Annotated in this window: 14 protein-coding genes and 1 pseudogene; 10 read left to right on the top strand and 5 right to left on the bottom strand. The window is 71.0% G+C overall.

Annotation, left to right across the window (positions count from 1 at the left end; all coding sequences use genetic code 11):
* Positions 1–15: 15 nt before the first annotated feature.
* Positions 16–1,122, bottom strand: coding sequence for an aminotransferase class I/II-fold pyridoxal phosphate-dependent enzyme (locus A8W25_RS06490; RefSeq protein ID WP_234386309.1), 1,107 nt, complete (start codon positions 1,120–1,122; stop codon positions 16–18).
* 256 nt (positions 1,123–1,378) lie between these two features.
* Here A8W25_RS06490 and A8W25_RS06485 point away from each other — a divergent pair, with 256 nt between their 5' ends.
* The 4 genes from A8W25_RS06485 (at position 1,379) to A8W25_RS06470 (ending at position 4,528) form a co-directional block, all read left to right on the top strand.
* Positions 1,379–2,170, top strand: a complete 792-nt coding sequence (locus A8W25_RS06485; RefSeq protein WP_067157388.1) for an ABC transporter ATP-binding protein — start codon at positions 1,379–1,381, stop codon at positions 2,168–2,170.
* 59 nt (positions 2,171–2,229) lie between these two features.
* Positions 2,230–2,652, top strand: coding sequence for an NfeD family protein (locus tag A8W25_RS06480; protein WP_067157385.1), 423 nt, complete (start codon positions 2,230–2,232; stop codon positions 2,650–2,652).
* A 79-nt stretch (positions 2,653–2,731) separates the two neighbouring features.
* Entirely contained in the window at positions 2,732–3,661 is a 930-nt protein-coding gene (locus A8W25_RS06475; RefSeq protein WP_067157382.1) for an SPFH domain-containing protein, read from the top strand.
* Positions 3,662–3,754: 93 nt separating this feature from the next.
* Positions 3,755–4,528, top strand: coding sequence for a sulfite exporter TauE/SafE family protein (locus A8W25_RS06470; protein ID WP_067157379.1), 774 nt, complete (start codon positions 3,755–3,757; stop codon positions 4,526–4,528).
* Between the two features lie 55 nt (positions 4,529–4,583).
* Here the strand turns inward: A8W25_RS06470 and A8W25_RS06465 are convergent, their stop codons facing one another.
* From A8W25_RS06465 to A8W25_RS06455, 3 genes are all read right to left on the bottom strand, one after another.
* Entirely contained in the window at positions 4,584–5,090 is a 507-nt protein-coding gene (locus tag A8W25_RS06465; RefSeq protein ID WP_067160699.1) for an HNH endonuclease, read from the bottom strand.
* Positions 5,091–5,247: 157 nt separating this feature from the next.
* A complete protein-coding gene (locus A8W25_RS06460; RefSeq protein ID WP_067157376.1) occupies positions 5,248–5,784 on the bottom strand; it encodes a YbhB/YbcL family Raf kinase inhibitor-like protein in 537 nt (178 codons plus the stop codon).
* A gap of 56 nt (positions 5,785–5,840) precedes the next feature.
* The gene (locus A8W25_RS06455; RefSeq protein WP_067157373.1) at positions 5,841–6,623 is read right to left on the bottom strand and encodes a sporulation protein; all 783 of its coding nucleotides are present in this window, start codon (positions 6,621–6,623) and stop codon (positions 5,841–5,843) included.
* 85 nt (positions 6,624–6,708) lie between these two features.
* Between A8W25_RS06455 and A8W25_RS06450 the strand changes: the two genes are divergently transcribed.
* The 3 genes and pseudogenes from A8W25_RS06450 (at position 6,709) to A8W25_RS06440 (ending at position 9,636) form a co-directional block, all read left to right on the top strand.
* Positions 6,709–7,350 carry a DNA-3-methyladenine glycosylase gene (locus A8W25_RS06450; RefSeq protein WP_067157370.1) on the top strand — a complete coding sequence of 214 codons (642 nt, stop codon included), beginning with the start codon at positions 6,709–6,711 and terminating at the stop codon, positions 7,348–7,350.
* 615 nt (positions 7,351–7,965) lie between these two features.
* Positions 7,966–8,604 (top strand): annotated as a pseudogene (locus A8W25_RS06445) (tetratricopeptide repeat protein); the annotation flags it as partial.
* Positions 8,605–8,772: 168 nt separating this feature from the next.
* Positions 8,773–9,636, top strand: coding sequence for a tetratricopeptide repeat protein (locus A8W25_RS06440; protein WP_199831689.1), 864 nt, complete (start codon positions 8,773–8,775; stop codon positions 9,634–9,636).
* 78 nt (positions 9,637–9,714) lie between these two features.
* On the opposite strand, the gene A8W25_RS06435 is transcribed toward A8W25_RS06440, so the two are convergent.
* Positions 9,715–11,013, bottom strand: coding sequence for a DUF1015 domain-containing protein (locus A8W25_RS06435; protein WP_067157364.1), 1,299 nt, complete (start codon positions 11,011–11,013; stop codon positions 9,715–9,717).
* A gap of 72 nt (positions 11,014–11,085) precedes the next feature.
* On the opposite strand from A8W25_RS06435, the gene A8W25_RS06430 reads away from it, so the two are divergent.
* The 3 genes from A8W25_RS06430 to A8W25_RS06420 all read left to right on the top strand — a co-directional run bounded on the left by A8W25_RS06430 (position 11,086) and on the right by A8W25_RS06420 (position 14,317).
* A complete protein-coding gene (locus tag A8W25_RS06430; protein ID WP_067157361.1) occupies positions 11,086–12,114 on the top strand; it encodes an HAD hydrolase-like protein in 1,029 nt (342 codons plus the stop codon).
* 122 nt (positions 12,115–12,236) lie between these two features.
* A complete protein-coding gene (locus A8W25_RS06425; RefSeq protein ID WP_067157358.1) occupies positions 12,237–13,292 on the top strand; it encodes a FecCD family ABC transporter permease in 1,056 nt (351 codons plus the stop codon).
* Positions 13,289–14,317 carry a FecCD family ABC transporter permease gene (locus A8W25_RS06420; protein ID WP_067157355.1) on the top strand — a complete coding sequence of 343 codons (1,029 nt, stop codon included), beginning with the start codon at positions 13,289–13,291 and terminating at the stop codon, positions 14,315–14,317. Before A8W25_RS06425 ends, A8W25_RS06420 begins: the two co-directional genes overlap by 4 nt.
* Positions 14,318–14,332: the final 15 nt, after the last annotated feature.

Here is a 14,332-nt window from a genome sequence, read left to right as displayed (position 1 = left end):
CCGGGGCGCGGCCTCTCACCCTCCGTACGTGGCCTCGGACTCGCCCAGCACCTCGCCGAAGTCCGAGGCCAGCCGGGCCGCCTCGGCCGGCTCCAGTCCCGCCGCGGTGATCCGTACACCGGCCCCCGAAGCGATCCGGAACCGTGCCCCGGCGGCGACCCACCACCCGCGCGAGCGCAGCCCGTTCACCACCGCGGACTCGTCCCGCACCGGCACCCACAGGTTCATCCCGCTCGCCCCGTGCGAGGCGATCCCGCGCCGCTCCAGCTCGCCCGCCAGTGCGCGGCGCCGCTCTCCGTAGGCGTCACGCGCGCGGTGCACGAGCTCCTGCGCCATCCGGTCGGTGAGCAGCCCGAGGACCGTGCCCTGGAGCAGATGGCTGACCCAGCCGGAGGTCAGCAGCAGCCGGCCGTCGTGCCGCGCCAGCGTCGCCGGGTCACAGGCGGCGGCGGCCCACCGCAGGTCCGTGCCCAGGTACTTCGTCACCGTGCGCACATGCGCCCAGCGGGCCAGCCGCCCGCCCTCCGTCAGGGTGTGCAGCGGCGCCCCCGCGATCTCCGCGGCGTGGTCGTTCTCGATCACCAGCACCTCGGGAGCCCCCCGCAGCACCTCCACCAGCTCGTCCCGGCGCCGCTCGGAGAAGCAGCCGCCGTACGGGTTCTGCGCCCGCGGGCTGCACACCACGGCCCGCGCCCCGGCCCGCAGCGCCTCGCGCAGGGCCTCGGGCCGCATCCCCTCGTCGTCGACGGCGACCGGGACCGTACGCAGCCCCATCACCTGCACCAGGTCGAGCAGATGGTGGTAGCCGGGGTCCTCCATGGCCACCGCGTCGCCGGGCCGCAGCTCGGTGGTGAGCAGCCGGGCCACGCAGTCGAGCGCGCCATGGGCGAAGGTCACCGACCCGTTCGGCACGCCGTCGGCGCCCAGCCACTCCTGGACACGCTCCTCCAGCAAAGGAAGCCGGGGAGTCGCCCGGTGCGACCGGGCGCCGGCCGTCATCCGCACCGGCGCGGGCAGTTCGGGCAGGAAGGCGGGGTCGGGGTGGCCGCCCGCGAGGTCCCGCAGCCCCTCCGGCACCTTCGGCGGGCGCCGAGAGGCGACCGAGGGCGCGGCGGCGACCACGGTCCCGCCCCGTGTCGTCGCCGACGATCGCCGACGCGGCGTCATCCGGTGAAACTTTCCCGGCCAACAGGGCATTTCCCCATGCGGCCAGCCGACCTGAACGTGGTTCCGAGAACATGGACCCAGCCTAGGTACTGGCCCTCACGGCAGGTCCACTCCCGCAGTGGCGTAGGTTTTCCCTGGGAGACTTCCCCGGGACCCTGCGCACAGGCACAGCCCGGACCTCAAGACGATTGCATGGGGAGACAACGCGCTCATGAGCGATGTACTGGAGCTGGTGGACGTATCCGTGGTCCGCGACGGACGCGCTCTGGTGGACGACGTCTCCTGGTCGGTCAAGGAGGGCGAGCGCTGGGTGATCCTCGGCCCCAACGGCGCCGGCAAGACCACCCTCCTCAACATCGCCTCCAGCTACCTCTTCCCGACCACCGGTACGGCGAAGATCCTCGGCGACCCGCTCGGCAAGGTCGACGTCTTCGAGCTGCGCCCCCGCATCGGCGTGGCCGGCGTCGCCATGGCCGACAAGCTGCCCAAGCGCCAGACCGTGCTCCAGACGGTGCTCACCGCCGCGTACGGCATGACCGCCACCTGGCAGGAGCAGTACGACGCCGTCGACGAGGAGCGCGCCCGCGCCTTCCTCGACCGGCTCGGTATGACCGACTACCTCGACCGGAAGTTCGGCACCCTCTCCGAGGGCGAGCGCAAGCGCACCCTGATCGCCCGCGCCATGATGACCGACCCCGAGCTGCTGCTCCTCGACGAGCCGGCCGCCGGTCTCGACCTGGGCGGCCGCGAGGATCTGGTCCGCCGCCTCGGCCGCCTCGCCCGCGACCCGTACGCGCCCTCGATGGTCATGGTCACGCACCACGTCGAGGAGATCGCCCCCGGCTTCACCCACGTCCTCATGATCCGTCAGGGCAAGGTGCTCGCCGCGGGCCCCATGGAGACCGAGCTCACCTCCCGCAACCTCTCCCTCTGCTTCGGGCTCCCGCTCGTCGTCGAGCACCGCGGCGAGCGCTACTCGGCCACCGGCCTCCCGCTCGCCTGACCCCTCGCGGATCGCAGGTGCACTGTCCGTGACGGGGTGCCCGGACCTACCATGAACTCGTGGACGCATGGGTTGGGTGGCTGATCGCGGCGGCTGGTCTCGGGATTCCCCTGGTGCTGACCGCCATGCCGGAATTCGGCATGCTGGCCGTCGGCGCGGTCGCCGCGGCCGTGGGCGCGGGCCTGGGGCTCGGAACCGTCGGGCAGGTCCTCGTCTTCGTCGTGGTCTCGGTGGCCCTGATCGCCGTCGTCCGGCCCATCGCGGCCCGGCACAGCGCCGAGCGGCCCCGTCTCGCCACCGGCATCGACGCACTGAAGGGCCGTCAGGCCGTCGTCCTGGAGAGAGTCGACGGCAGCGGCGGCCGGATCAAGCTCGCGGGCGAGGTCTGGTCGGCCCGCACCCTCGACGGCGGCCAGTCGTTCGAACCCGGTCAGCAGGTCGATGTGGTCGAGATCGACGGAGCGACTGCCATCGTCATGTGAACCATGCCAGGATCATCCGGGCCGGGAGCCGCACAGCTGCCGGGCACTTCCTAGAGGCAAGAAAGGCACGGGGAACGCGATGTCAGCGATCATCATCGTCCTGATCATTCTGGTGGTGCTGGTCTTCATCGCCCTGATCAAGACCATCCAGGTGATCCCGCAGGCCAGCGCCGCGATCGTGGAGCGCTTCGGCCGCTATACGAGGACGCTGAACGCGGGCCTGAACATCGTCGTCCCCTTCATCGACTCGATCCGCAACCGCATCGACCTCCGCGAGCAGGTCGTGCCGTTCCCGCCGCAGCCGGTGATCACCCAGGACAACCTGGTCGTCAACATCGACACCGTCATCTACTACCAGGTGACCGACGCCCGCGCCGCCACGTACGAGGTCGCCAGCTACATCCAGGCGATCGAACAGCTCACCGTCACCACCCTCCGCAACATCATCGGCGGCATGGACCTGGAGCGGACCCTCACCTCCCGTGAGGAGATCAACGCGGCCCTGCGCGGCGTCCTCGACGAGGCCACCGGCAAGTGGGGCATCCGCGTCAACCGCGTCGAGCTGAAGGCGATCGAGCCGCCGACCTCCATCCAGGACTCGATGGAGAAGCAGATGCGCGCCGACCGTGACAAGCGCGCCGCGATCCTCCAGGCCGAGGGTGTCCGGCAGTCCGAGATCCTGCGCGCCGAGGGCGAGAAGCAGTCCGCGATCCTGCGCGCCGAAGGCGAGGCCAAGGCCGCCGCACTGCGCGCCGAGGGCGAGGCCCAGGCGATCCGCACCGTCTTCGAGTCCATCCACGCGGGCGACCCCGACCAGAAGCTCCTCTCGTACCAGTACCTCCAGATGCTCCCGAAGATCGCCGAGGGAGACGCCAACAAGCTCTGGATCGTGCCCAGCGAGATCGGCGACGCGCTCAAGGGCCTGTCCGGCGCGTTCGGCAACCTCGGCAGCGGGATGTCCGGCTTCAACACGGGATCCGAGCGCCGCGAAGAACCGCCCGTCGACTGACACCAGTTGACTGCGTCGTACACCATCCGTGCATGATCAGTGCGGCCCCTCGACCTCCATGGCGGGGAGGCGTCTCACTGATTGTGTAAGGAGATGGCGTTGTCCATCTGGGAAGCACTCGCGATCTTCGCGGCCGGCATCGGCGCCGGCACCATCAACACGATCGTCGGCTCAGGCACCCTGATCACCTTCCCCGTGCTGCTGGCCACCGGTCTCCCGCCGATCACGGCGAACGTGTCCAACACCCTCGGTCTGGTCTCCGGCTCCATCAGCGGAGCCATCGGCTACCGCCGCGAACTGCGCGGCCAGACCCGCCGCATCGTCCGCCTCGCCTCCACCGGCCTGCTCGGCGGGCTGCTCGGCGCGATCCTGCTGCTCGCGCTGCCGTCCGACGCGTTCGACGCGATCGTCCCCGTACTGGTCGGCCTCGCGCTGCTGCTCGTCCTGTTCCAGCCGCGCATCGCCGCCGCCGTCAAGCGCCACCGCGAGGCCACCGGCACCCAGGCCCACCCCGACGGCGGCCCCGTCCTGCTCGTCGGCCTCTTCCTCGCCAGTGTGTACGGGGGCTACTTCGGCGCGGCCCAGGGCGTCCTCTACCTCTCCCTGATGGGCCTGCTGCTCCCCGAGAGCCTGCAGCGGATCAACGCGGTCAAGAACATCCTCGCGGCCCTGGTCAACGGGGTCGCCGCGGTCTTCTTCCTCTTCGTCGCCGACTTCGACTGGACCGCCGTGCTGCTCATCGCGGTCGGCTCGACCCTGGGCGGCCAGATCGGCGCCAAGGTGGGCCGCCGCCTGAAGCCCGCGGTGCTCCGAGGGGTGATCATCGCGGTCGGCGTGGTGGCGATCGTTCAGCTGGTGCTGCGCTGAGATGTGGAGAAGGGGGCCCACCGCTTTCGCGATGGGCCCCCTTCTCCACACACCGTTACGCCGCCCCCCGAGCCAGCCACTCGGGCAGAGCGGAGCGATCCCCGGCGGCCATGGCCAGCAGCATCGCATCAGCGGGCGACGGCACGAACGGCTCACGCAGCAGCGGCATCCCCGCCTCGTCCGGCGTCCGGTCCGCCTTGCGGTGGTTGTCCTCGGCGCAGGACGCCACCGTGTTGAGCCAGCTGTCGCGCCCGCCCTGGGCCCGCGGCACCACGTGGTCCACGGTCGTCGCGCGCCGCCCGCAGTACGCGCACCGGTGCTGGTCCCGGACCAGCACCCCCTTTCTCGACCACGGAGCCTGTCTTCGGAAGGGCACCCGTACGTACCGGCAGAGTCTGATCACCCGCGGCACCGGTATCTCGACCGCGGCGGCCCGCATCCTGAGCTCGGGATGCTCCTGCTCGACGACGGCCTTGTCCTGGAGGATCAGCACGACCGCACGGTTGAGAGTGACCGTCGAGAGCGGCTCGAAGCTCGCGTTCAGTACCAGCGTGTCCCGCATCATGCCCACCTCCGCGTAGTGCCGGCCCACCCCCTGGCGGGCTTGGATCAACTCTGGCCGGGCCGGCCACGACGGACAACGCATTAAAAATGCCCTGCTCTGATCTCTCCAAGACCAGAGCAGGGCAAACAATGAAGGAACGATCAGCTACCCGGAGTCAGCTGTTCGAGGGACCGGTGTACGTACCGATCAGCTGTGCGCGTGCCAGAGTGTGGAACCGCAGATGGAATCCGACCACGGCGGGCGACGCCTCCGCGTCCGGCCCCAGCTTCGCGGAATCCACCGCGTACACGGTGAAGACATAGCGGTGGGACTCCCCGGCCGGCGGAGCCGCCCCGCCGAAGTCCTTCGACCCGTAGTCATTGCGGACCTGGACCGCCCCGGCCGGCAGACCCTCGAACTTCCCGCTGCCCGCGCCGACCGGCAGCTCGGTCACCGACGCCGGGATGTCGAACACCACCCAGTGCCAGAACCCGCTGCCCGTGGGCGCGTCCGGGTCGAAGCAGGTCACCGCGAAGCTCTCGGTGTCCGCCGGGAACCCCTCCCACCGAAGGTGGGGAGAGGTGTTCCCGGCCGCGTACACCTGCGCGTCCTGCAGCGGCGCACCCTCCTGGACGTCCTCGCTCACCACGGTGAACGAGGGCACCTCGGGGTGGAAGTCATGGGGGAGCGGCGGCCTCTTGAGCTCGCTCACGCGAGCACCTCCTGATCGGTATCCAGCAGATCGGTATCCAGGGATCGGGGCCGAGCCTAGAACCAGTTGCGCCGGCCGCCGACCTCCGCCAGCCACTGGTGCAGATACGCCGCCCAGTCAGTCCCCTGGTAGTCGTGCAGACCCACCTGGAAGGAGCGGTACGAGTCGCTGCCCTCGCTGAACAGCCCCGGCTTCTTGTCCATCTCCAGGACCACGTCCATCGCGCGGTCGTCCGCGACGAAGGTCAGCTCCACCTGGTTGAGGCCGCGGTACTCCGACGGCGCGTAGAACTCGATCTCCTGGTAGAACGGCAGCCGCTGGCGCGTGCCGCGGATGTGGCCGCGCTCCATGTCCGCGCTCTTGAAGCGGAAGCCCAGCTGGATGAAGGCGTTGAGGATCGCCTGCTGCGCCGGCAGCGGGTGCACGTTGATCGGGTCCAGGTCACCCGAGTCCACGGCGCGCGCGATCTCCAGCTCCGTCGTCACCCCGATGTGCATCCCGCGCAGCGGCTGACCGTCGACCGTCGTGACCGGCGTCTCCCACGGAATCTCCAGGCCGAACGGCACCACGTGCACCGCGCCCGCCTTCACCTCGAACGCGCCGCCGAGCCGCAGCTTGGTGAACTCGATGTCCTGCTTGGCCTCGTGGTCACCGCCCTCGACCTCGACACGTGCCTGGAGCCCGACCGAGAGACCCTCGATCATCTGGTCCACGGATCCGCCCTGGATCCGCACCTCGCCCTGGACGAAACCGCCCGGCACCACGTTCGCCTCGGTCAGCTCGGTCTCCACCGAAGCGCCACCGGCACCCAGACTCGCAAGCAGACGCTTGAATCCCATGCTGTTCCCTCCATAGATCCTGCCCCCACTAAACGCAAAACCACGGCCTCCGGTTCCGTCCCCCCAGCCGGTACCCTCGGACGCCATGATCGCGGCCCCCGAACGTACGCCACTGCCTCGCGGATTCTTCGACCGCCCTGTCCTGGAGGTCGCCCCCGACCTCCTCGGCCGCACCCTCGTGCGCCTCACCGCCGAGGGCCCGGTCGAGCTGAGGCTCACGGAGGTGGAGGCGTACGACGGCGCGAACGACCCCGGGTCGCACGCCTTCCGCGGCCGCACGGCCCGCAACGGCGTGATGTTCGGCCCGCCCGGCCACGCGTACGTCTACTTCACGTACGGGATGTGGCACTGCCTGAACGTGGTGTGCGGCCCGGAGGGTGCGGCGAGCGGGGTGCTGCTGCGGGCGGGAGAGATCCAGGTAGGCGCGGAGCTCGCGCGTAAACGTCGAATCTCGGCCCGAAATGACAAGGAACTGGCCAAAGGCCCGGCCCGGCTGGCCACGGCCCTCGACGTCGACCGGGCCCTCGACGGCACGGACGTCTGCACCGGCACGGACGCGCCCCTCTCCGTACTTACGGGGACCCCGCCACCCACCGACCTGGTACGCAGCGGACCGCGCACCGGCGTGGGCGGCGAGGGCGCCCCACATCCCTGGCGGTTCTGGATCTCTGACGACCCGACAGTCAGTCCGTACCGGCCGCACCAGCCACGCCGACGCGCAACTTGACTCGGCCTTGCCGGAGGCCTAACGTAGCCCGAGCCGCTTGAGACGGGCCCTGCTGTTCAGCAACCCGAAGCGGCCACCCACTACCTACGACTGACCCCAACGGGTCCTTGTTTCGGCATGCCGGAATTCGGATTCAGTGGCTCGATTATGAGCCGCCCGGGAAATCAGCTAAAGTAGTGACCACGCCGAAAGGGAAACCGCGAAAGCGAAAACCCTGAAAGCAAATCCCGCCGACCGGGAATCGGACACGAAAGAGTCTGATAGAGTCGGAAACGAAGGAAGCGCCCGGAGGGCCCGGAAACGGGAACAAAGGAAGCGTCCGTACCTTGAGAACTCAACAGCGTGCCAAAAGTCAACGCCAGATTGACAACCCCGGCCTGCCAGTGATGGCGGGTTGGAGGTTCCTTTGAAAAGTCCATCCGCTTGCGGGTGGCAACAACACAGCGAGGACGCTGAGGACGACTGGTCTTATTCCGACTGGTTCGTTCCGCTCTTTCGTGTGTGTGCACCGGATTACCGGTAAACATTCATGGAGAGTTTGATCCTGGCTCAGGACGAACGCTGGCGGCGTGCTTAACACCGGCCCCGCGCCGCGATGACGACCGTGGCGGGTTCCGCCGCGACGACCGCCGCGATGACCGTGGCCCGCGTCGCGACGAGCGTCCTTCCTTCCGTCGTGACGACGACCGTGGTGGCCGTCCCTCCGGTGGTGGCTTCCGTCGTGACGACCGTCGCGATGAGCGTCCGGCCCCGCGTCGTGATGACGACCGTGGCGGGTTCCGTCGCGATGACCGTCGTGACGAGCGTCCTTCCTTCCGTCGTGATGACGACCGTGGTGGCCGTCCGTCCGGTGGCGGTTACGGCCGTCGTGACGACAATCGTGGTGGCGCCGGTGGCGGCTTCCGTCGTGACGACCGTCGTGACGAGCGTCCGGCCCCGCGTCGTGATGACGACCGTGGCGGGTTCCGTCGCGATGACCGTCGTGACGAGCGTCCTTCCTTCCGTCGTGATGACGACCGTGGTGGCCGTCCCTCCGGTGGCGGTTACGGCCGTCGCGACGACCGTCCGGCCCCGCGTCGCGATGACGACCGTGGCGGGTTCCGTCGCGACGACCGCCGCGATGAGCGTCCGGCTCCGCGCCGTGACGACGACCGCGGTGGCTACCGAGGCCGTGACAGCCGCGACGACCGCGGTGGCTTCCGTCGTGACGACAGCCGTGGTGGCACCGGTGGCGGCTTCCGCCGCGACGACCGTGGCCCGCGCCGCGATGACGACCGTGGCGGCTACCGAGGCCGTGACAGCCGCGACGACCGCGGCGGCTTCCGTGGCGGCGACGACCGCCGTGAGCGCGACCGCGACCGCGAGCCGATCAAGCGGCTGCCGATCGACGAGGACGTCACGGGCAACGAGATCGACGAGGACGTGCGTCAGGAGCTGCTGAGCCTGCCCAAGACCCTCGCCGAGGACGTCGCCCAGAACCTGGTCATGGTCGCCCGCCTGATCGACGAGGACCCGGAGCAGGCGTACGCGTACTCGCGCATCGCGCTGCGGCTCGCCTCCCGTGTGGCGGCGGTCCGTGAGGCGGCCGGGTTCGCGGCGTACGCGACGCAGAAGTACTCCGAGGCGCTGGCCGAGTTCCGGGCCGCGCGGCGGATGACCGGGCACGTCGAGCTGTGGCCCGTCATGGCCGACTGCGAGCGTGGCATGGGCCGGCCCGAGCGTGCGCTCGAGATGGCCGGTGCGCCGGAGGTGCAGAAGCTCGACAAGGCGAGCCAGGTCGAGATGCGTCTGGTCGCGGCCGGTGCGCGACGGGACCTGGGGCAGCTGGACGCCGCCATCGTGACCCTGCAGAGCCCGGAGCTGGCGTCGAACTCGGTGCAGCCGTGGACCCCGCGTCTGCGGTACGCGTACGCGGACGCACTGCTCGCCGCCGGGCGTGAGGACGAGGCGCGCGAGTGGTTCGCCAAGGCGCTGGAGTCCGACAAGGACGGCACCACCGACGCCTCCGACCGGCTGGCCGAGATGGACGGCGTGGACTTCGTGGACGCCCTCAACGAGGAGCAGGGCGAGGCCGACCTCGTCGACGAGTCGGACAGCCTGCCGGACGACGAGGACGACGACGACGACGAGGACGAGGACGAGGACGAGGACGAGGACGACGACCGCGCCGAGGTGGACGTGGACGTGAGGGACACCGACGACCTCGACGCCGACGCTGACGCCGACGACTTCGACGAGCCCGAGGCCGAGGTTGACGCCGACAAGGGTCCGGTCGACAAGGCCTGAGCCCCTGTAGGCAGTTGAGTTGAGAAAGGGCGGCACCCCGGCCGGGGTGCCGCCCTTTCTCGTATGTGCTGCTACCGCTCAGTTCACCGTGAGGCTCCGCAGCACCAGGCCCGTCGCCGGCTTGGGGCCGAAGGACGTCGACTTGCGGGGCATCGTGACGCCCTGGCGGGCCAGGTCGCGGACGACGTCCTCGCGTACGGGATGCATCAGCACCGCCGTGCCGCCGCGCCGTTCCGCCTGTTCGACGGCGGCCGCCGTGTCGTGGATGTACATGATGTCCTCGGGCGCGTCCGGGATGCGCCAGACGTGGTCCAGGAGCGTGGAGTGGAGCACGGTGGCGTCCAGTTCGCGCCAGGCCTGCGGGCGGTCCGTGCGGACGGTACGGGCGAGCAGGTCCGGGTCGGGGCGGTCGAGCAGATGGAAGTGCCCGTCGCCGGCCAGCAGGAACGCGTTGCCCGCGCTGCTCGCCTCCGCGAGGACGTCGAGCGCGTCGGGCAGCGGAACCGCGAGCGTACGGACGCGGAAGGCATCTGTTTCGGCCACTGCGGCCAGGGCGTCGCTGACCGGAAGCCGGTGCAGCAGCCGGTGGATGGCGCGTACCCGCAGCGGATAGCGGGCCGTGTCGACGAGCAGGACCAGGCCGAAGTCCCAGGGGCCGGGCGCCGACTGCTCCGAGCGCAGCCGCAGATAGGTCGCCCAGCGGTGGTGGCCGTCGGCGATCACCGCCTGGTGGTGGGCGAGGTCCGACTGGATCTCGGCGAGGTCGGCGGGGTCCGTGACCGCCCACAGCCGGTGGCTGTAGCCGTCCTCGGTGGTCGTGGCGAGCAGCGGCTCGCGGCGGGCCGTGCGCTCGATGACCGCGCCCGCGCCCGTCGGCGTGCTCCCGTTGGCGCCCGTGTCGCCGTGGTAGGTCAGGAGCAGCGGTTCGAAGTGCGCGGCCGTCGTCCGCATCAGGTCGGCGCGGTCCTCCACGACGTGCGGCATCACGTCCTCGTGCGGCAGCACCACGCCCTCGGAGGGCTCCGAGAGGGCCAGCGCCCCGATGAGGCCGCGCTGGAGGAGTCCGCCGTCGTGCTGCTCGTACACGTACAGCGCGGGCTCCGGATCGGGGGCGAGGACGCCCTCCGAGAGCCAGTCGTCGAGGGTGAGCGCGGCCTGCTGGTGCCGCGCCCTGGGCGTGGCGGCCTGCGGCAGGATCAGCCGGACGATGTTGTACGGGTCCGCCGACTCCAGGTGCAGGAGCCCGTCCGGCCGCACCACCACGTCGTACGGCGGGGAGGTCACGGCCGCGAGGCTGCCGACGCGCTCGGGTACGTAGCGCAGCCCTCGGAAGGGGATCAGGCGCAGCCCGTCGTCCGTACGCCCAGTTGTGGTCATTGGTGCATGGTAAGTGGGGTGCGGGCATGCGCGATGATCGGGGGGAGAGCATCGAGCGAGGAGTGGATGAGGATGAGCCAGCCGAGCAGGACCCGGCCGAGCGGCAGCGCGCGGGCGCTGAGCGAGGCGTACGACACGGCTCTGCTGGATCTTGACGGGGTGGTGTACGCGGGCGGCGAGGCGATCGAGCACGCCGTCGGCTCGCTGGGCACGGCGCGTGAGGGCGGGATGCACCTGGCGTACGTGACCAACAACGCGCTGCGGACGCCGGACGCGGTGGCGGCGCACCTCACGGAGCTCGGGGTGCCGGCCGAGTCCGGCGATGTGATCACTTCGGCGCAGGCCGTGGCGCGGCTGATCTCCGAGCAGGTGCCGCAGGGTTCGCGGGTGCTGGTGATCGGCGGCGAGGGGCTGCGGGTGGCGCTGCGCGAGCGCGGTCTGGTGCCGGTGGAGTCGGCCGAGGACGGCCCGGCGGCGGTGGTGCAGGGGTACGGCGGGCCCGACCTGGCCTGGGGCAGGTTCGCCGAGGCGTCCTACGCGATCGCGGCCGGGGTGCCGTGGTTCGCGTCCAACACCGATCTGACGATCCCGAGCGGGCGCGGTATCGCGCCGGGCAACGGGGCGGCGGTGGAGGTGGTGCGGATCGCGACCGGCGCCGAGCCGCAGGTGGCGGGGAAGCCGCTGCCCCCGATGCACCGGGAGACGGTCCTGCGGACGGGGGCGCGCAGGCCGCTGGTGGTGGGGGACCGCCTGGACACGGACATCGAGGGCGCGTTCAACGGAGGCGTGGACTCGCTGCTCGTCCTCACCGGGGTGACCGACGGCGCCCAGCTGCTGTCCGCCCGGCCCGAGCACCGGCCGACGTTCGTGGACGCGGATCTGCGGGGGATGCTGACCGGCCAGCCGGAAGTGGCTGAAAATGACGGTGAGTTCGGGTGCGGCGGGTGGACGGCGGCCGTACGCGACGGGGAGTTCGCCCTGGACGGCGAGGGTGAGCCGCTGGACGGGCTGCGGGCGCTGTGCGCGGCGGCCTGGACGCATGCGGGTGAGGGTGTGTGTGAGCTGGACGCGGGGAAGGTGCTGGGCCGGCTGGGGCTGTGAGCGGCGCGCTCGGGGGCCGGGAGGCGCTCGCGGGCGGTGAGCGTTATGCATGACAGAGGGCCTCATGCGCGATCAAGGGCCCCGTCGAGTGGTTAGCAGGGTAGGCTAACCTAACTTTCGTGTTGGTAGACAGCCCTTCCAAGCCGAACGCGGAGACCGCTCCCGCGCCCCCGACCCCGACCGCCCGGCGGCACGCCCTGCGGGCCGCCGGACTGCTCGCGGCCGTCGGGGTCCTGGCCCTGGTGGCCCTCGCGAGCATCGCGGTCGGCGCCAAACAGATCCCGCTCGCGGACGTCTGGCACGGGCTGTTCCACTACTCCGGCACCACCGACGACGTCATCGTCCACGACACCCGGGTGCCCCGCACCCTGCTCGGGCTGCTCGTCGGGGCCGCGCTCGGCGTCTCCGGCGCGGTGATGCAGGCGCTCACCCGCAACCCGCTGGCCGAGCCCGGCATCCTCGGCGTCAGCGCGGGCGCGTCGGCCGCCGTGGTCTCGGCGATCAGCTTCTTCGGCGTCACCAGCCTGACCGGCTATGTCTGGTTCGCCTTCGCCGGAGCCGCGCTCGTCTCGGCGCTCGTCTACGTCCTGGGCGGCAGCCGCGCCGCCACCCCGGTCCGGCTGGCGCTCGCGGGGACGGCCGCCACGGCCGCGCTCTACGGCTACGTCAACGCCGTGCAACTGTTGGACTCGGCCGCGCTCGACCGGGTGCGGTTCTGGTCGGTCGGCTCGCTGGCCTCCGCCAACGCGGACACCGTCACCGAGATCGCGCCGTTCGTGCTGGCCGGTCTGGTGCTCGCCGCGCTGATCGCCCGGCCGCTCAACGCGATGGCCCTGGGCGACGACACCGCCCGCGCCCTGGGCGCCCACCTCACCCGGACCCGCGTCCTGTCGATGGTCACCGTCACCCTGCTGTGCGGGGCCGCGACCGCCGCCTGCGGGCCGATCGTCTTCATCGGACTGATGGTCCCGCACCTCGTCCGGGCCATCACCGGGCCCGACATGCGCTGGATCCTGCCGTACGCGGCCGTCCTCTCACCCGTGCTGCTGCTCGGCTCCGATGTGATCGGCAGGGTGATCACCCGGCCCTCCGAGCTCCAGGTCGGCATCGTCACGGCGCTCATCGGCGGGCCCGTGTTCATCTTTCTCGTCCGCCGCAAGAGGATGGCTCAGCTGTGAAGGCCGTACGCACGCCCGGGGGTTACTCGTTCCGGGCCGACACCCGCTCGCTGGTCGCGGTCGTGGCGCTGCTGGCCGCGGCGCTCACCGCGGGCGTGGTCCTCGTCGGCAGCGGCGACTTCGACATCGCGCCGCTCGACGTCGTCCGTACGCTCTTCGGCTCCGGCACCGCCCAGCAGGACTTCATCGTCAACGAGCTGCGGCTGCCCCGGGTGCTCGTCGGGCTGCTCGTGGGCGCCGCGTTCGGCGTCTCGGGCGCGGTCTTCCAGTCCATCTCCCGCAATCCGCTGGGCAGCCCGGACATCATCGGCTTCGGCCAGGGCTCGTCCGTGGGCGCCCTCGTCGTCATCGTCTGGTTCGGGGGCAGCGCCACCCAGGTCGCGGCCGGCGCCCTGATCGGCGGGCTCGCGACCGGCGTCGCGGTCTATCTGCTCGCCTGGAAGAAGGGCGTGCACGGCTACCGCCTGGTGCTCGTCGGCATCGGTGCCGCCGCGATGCTCACCGCCTGCATCCAGTACCTGCTCACCAAGGCCCAGCTGGTCGACGCGACCCGGGCCATGGTGTGGCTGACCGGCTCGCTCGACGGGCGGGACTGGGCGCAGGTGTGGCCGCTGCTCGCGCTGTTCGCGGTGCTGCTGCCGGTGATCCTCGTGTACGGGCGGCCGCTGCGGATGCTGGAGATGGGCGACGACGCGGCGTACGCGCTCGGTGTGCCTGTCCAGCGGACCCGTACCGTACTGATGCTCGCCGCCGTGCTCCTCAACGCCGCCGGGACCGCGGCGGCCGGGCCGATCTCCTTCGTCGCGCTGACCTCGCCGCAGCTCGCCCGCCGCCTCACCCGGGCCACCGGGCCCAACATCCTGGCCTCCGGCTGTATGGGCGCGACCCTGCTCGTCACCGCCGACTGGGCCTCCCAGCGGCTGTTCGGCGAGAGCAAGCTGCCGGTGGGCGTGGTGACCGGCGTGATCGGCGGCGTCTATCTGCTGTGGCTGCTGGTCACCGAGCGCAAGGCGGGCCGGATATGAGCGGCCCGCATGTCC

The organism is Streptomyces sp. ERV7 (assembly GCF_001653515.1).
In the GTDB taxonomy this organism is placed as follows: domain Bacteria; phylum Actinomycetota; class Actinomycetes; order Streptomycetales; family Streptomycetaceae; genus Streptomyces.
Note: the sequence above shows the minus strand (reverse complement) of the source record. Positions and strands in the feature narration are given on the sequence as shown.

Bases quoted from the DNA above. Each gene is read 5' to 3' on its own strand.
- A8W25_RS06485 (WP_067157388.1), top strand. From the start codon at position 1,379: ATGAGCGATGTACTGGAGCTGGTGGACGTATCCGTGGTCCGCGACGGA.
- A8W25_RS06475 (WP_067157382.1), top strand. From the start codon at position 2,732: ATGTCAGCGATCATCATCGTCCTGATCATTCTGGTGGTGCTGGTCTTC.
- A8W25_RS06470 (WP_067157379.1), top strand. From the start codon at position 3,755: ATGGCGTTGTCCATCTGGGAAGCACTCGCGATCTTCGCGGCCGGCATC.
- A8W25_RS06465 (WP_067160699.1), bottom strand. From the start codon at position 5,090: ATGCGGGACACGCTGGTACTGAACGCGAGCTTCGAGCCGCTCTCGACG.
- A8W25_RS06455 (WP_067157373.1), bottom strand. From the start codon at position 6,623: ATGGGATTCAAGCGTCTGCTTGCGAGTCTGGGTGCCGGTGGCGCTTCG.
- A8W25_RS06450 (WP_067157370.1), top strand. From the start codon at position 6,709: ATGATCGCGGCCCCCGAACGTACGCCACTGCCTCGCGGATTCTTCGAC.
- A8W25_RS06435 (WP_067157364.1), bottom strand. From the start codon at position 11,013: ATGACCACAACTGGGCGTACGGACGACGGGCTGCGCCTGATCCCCTTC.
- A8W25_RS06430 (WP_067157361.1), top strand. From the start codon at position 11,086: ATGAGCCAGCCGAGCAGGACCCGGCCGAGCGGCAGCGCGCGGGCGCTG.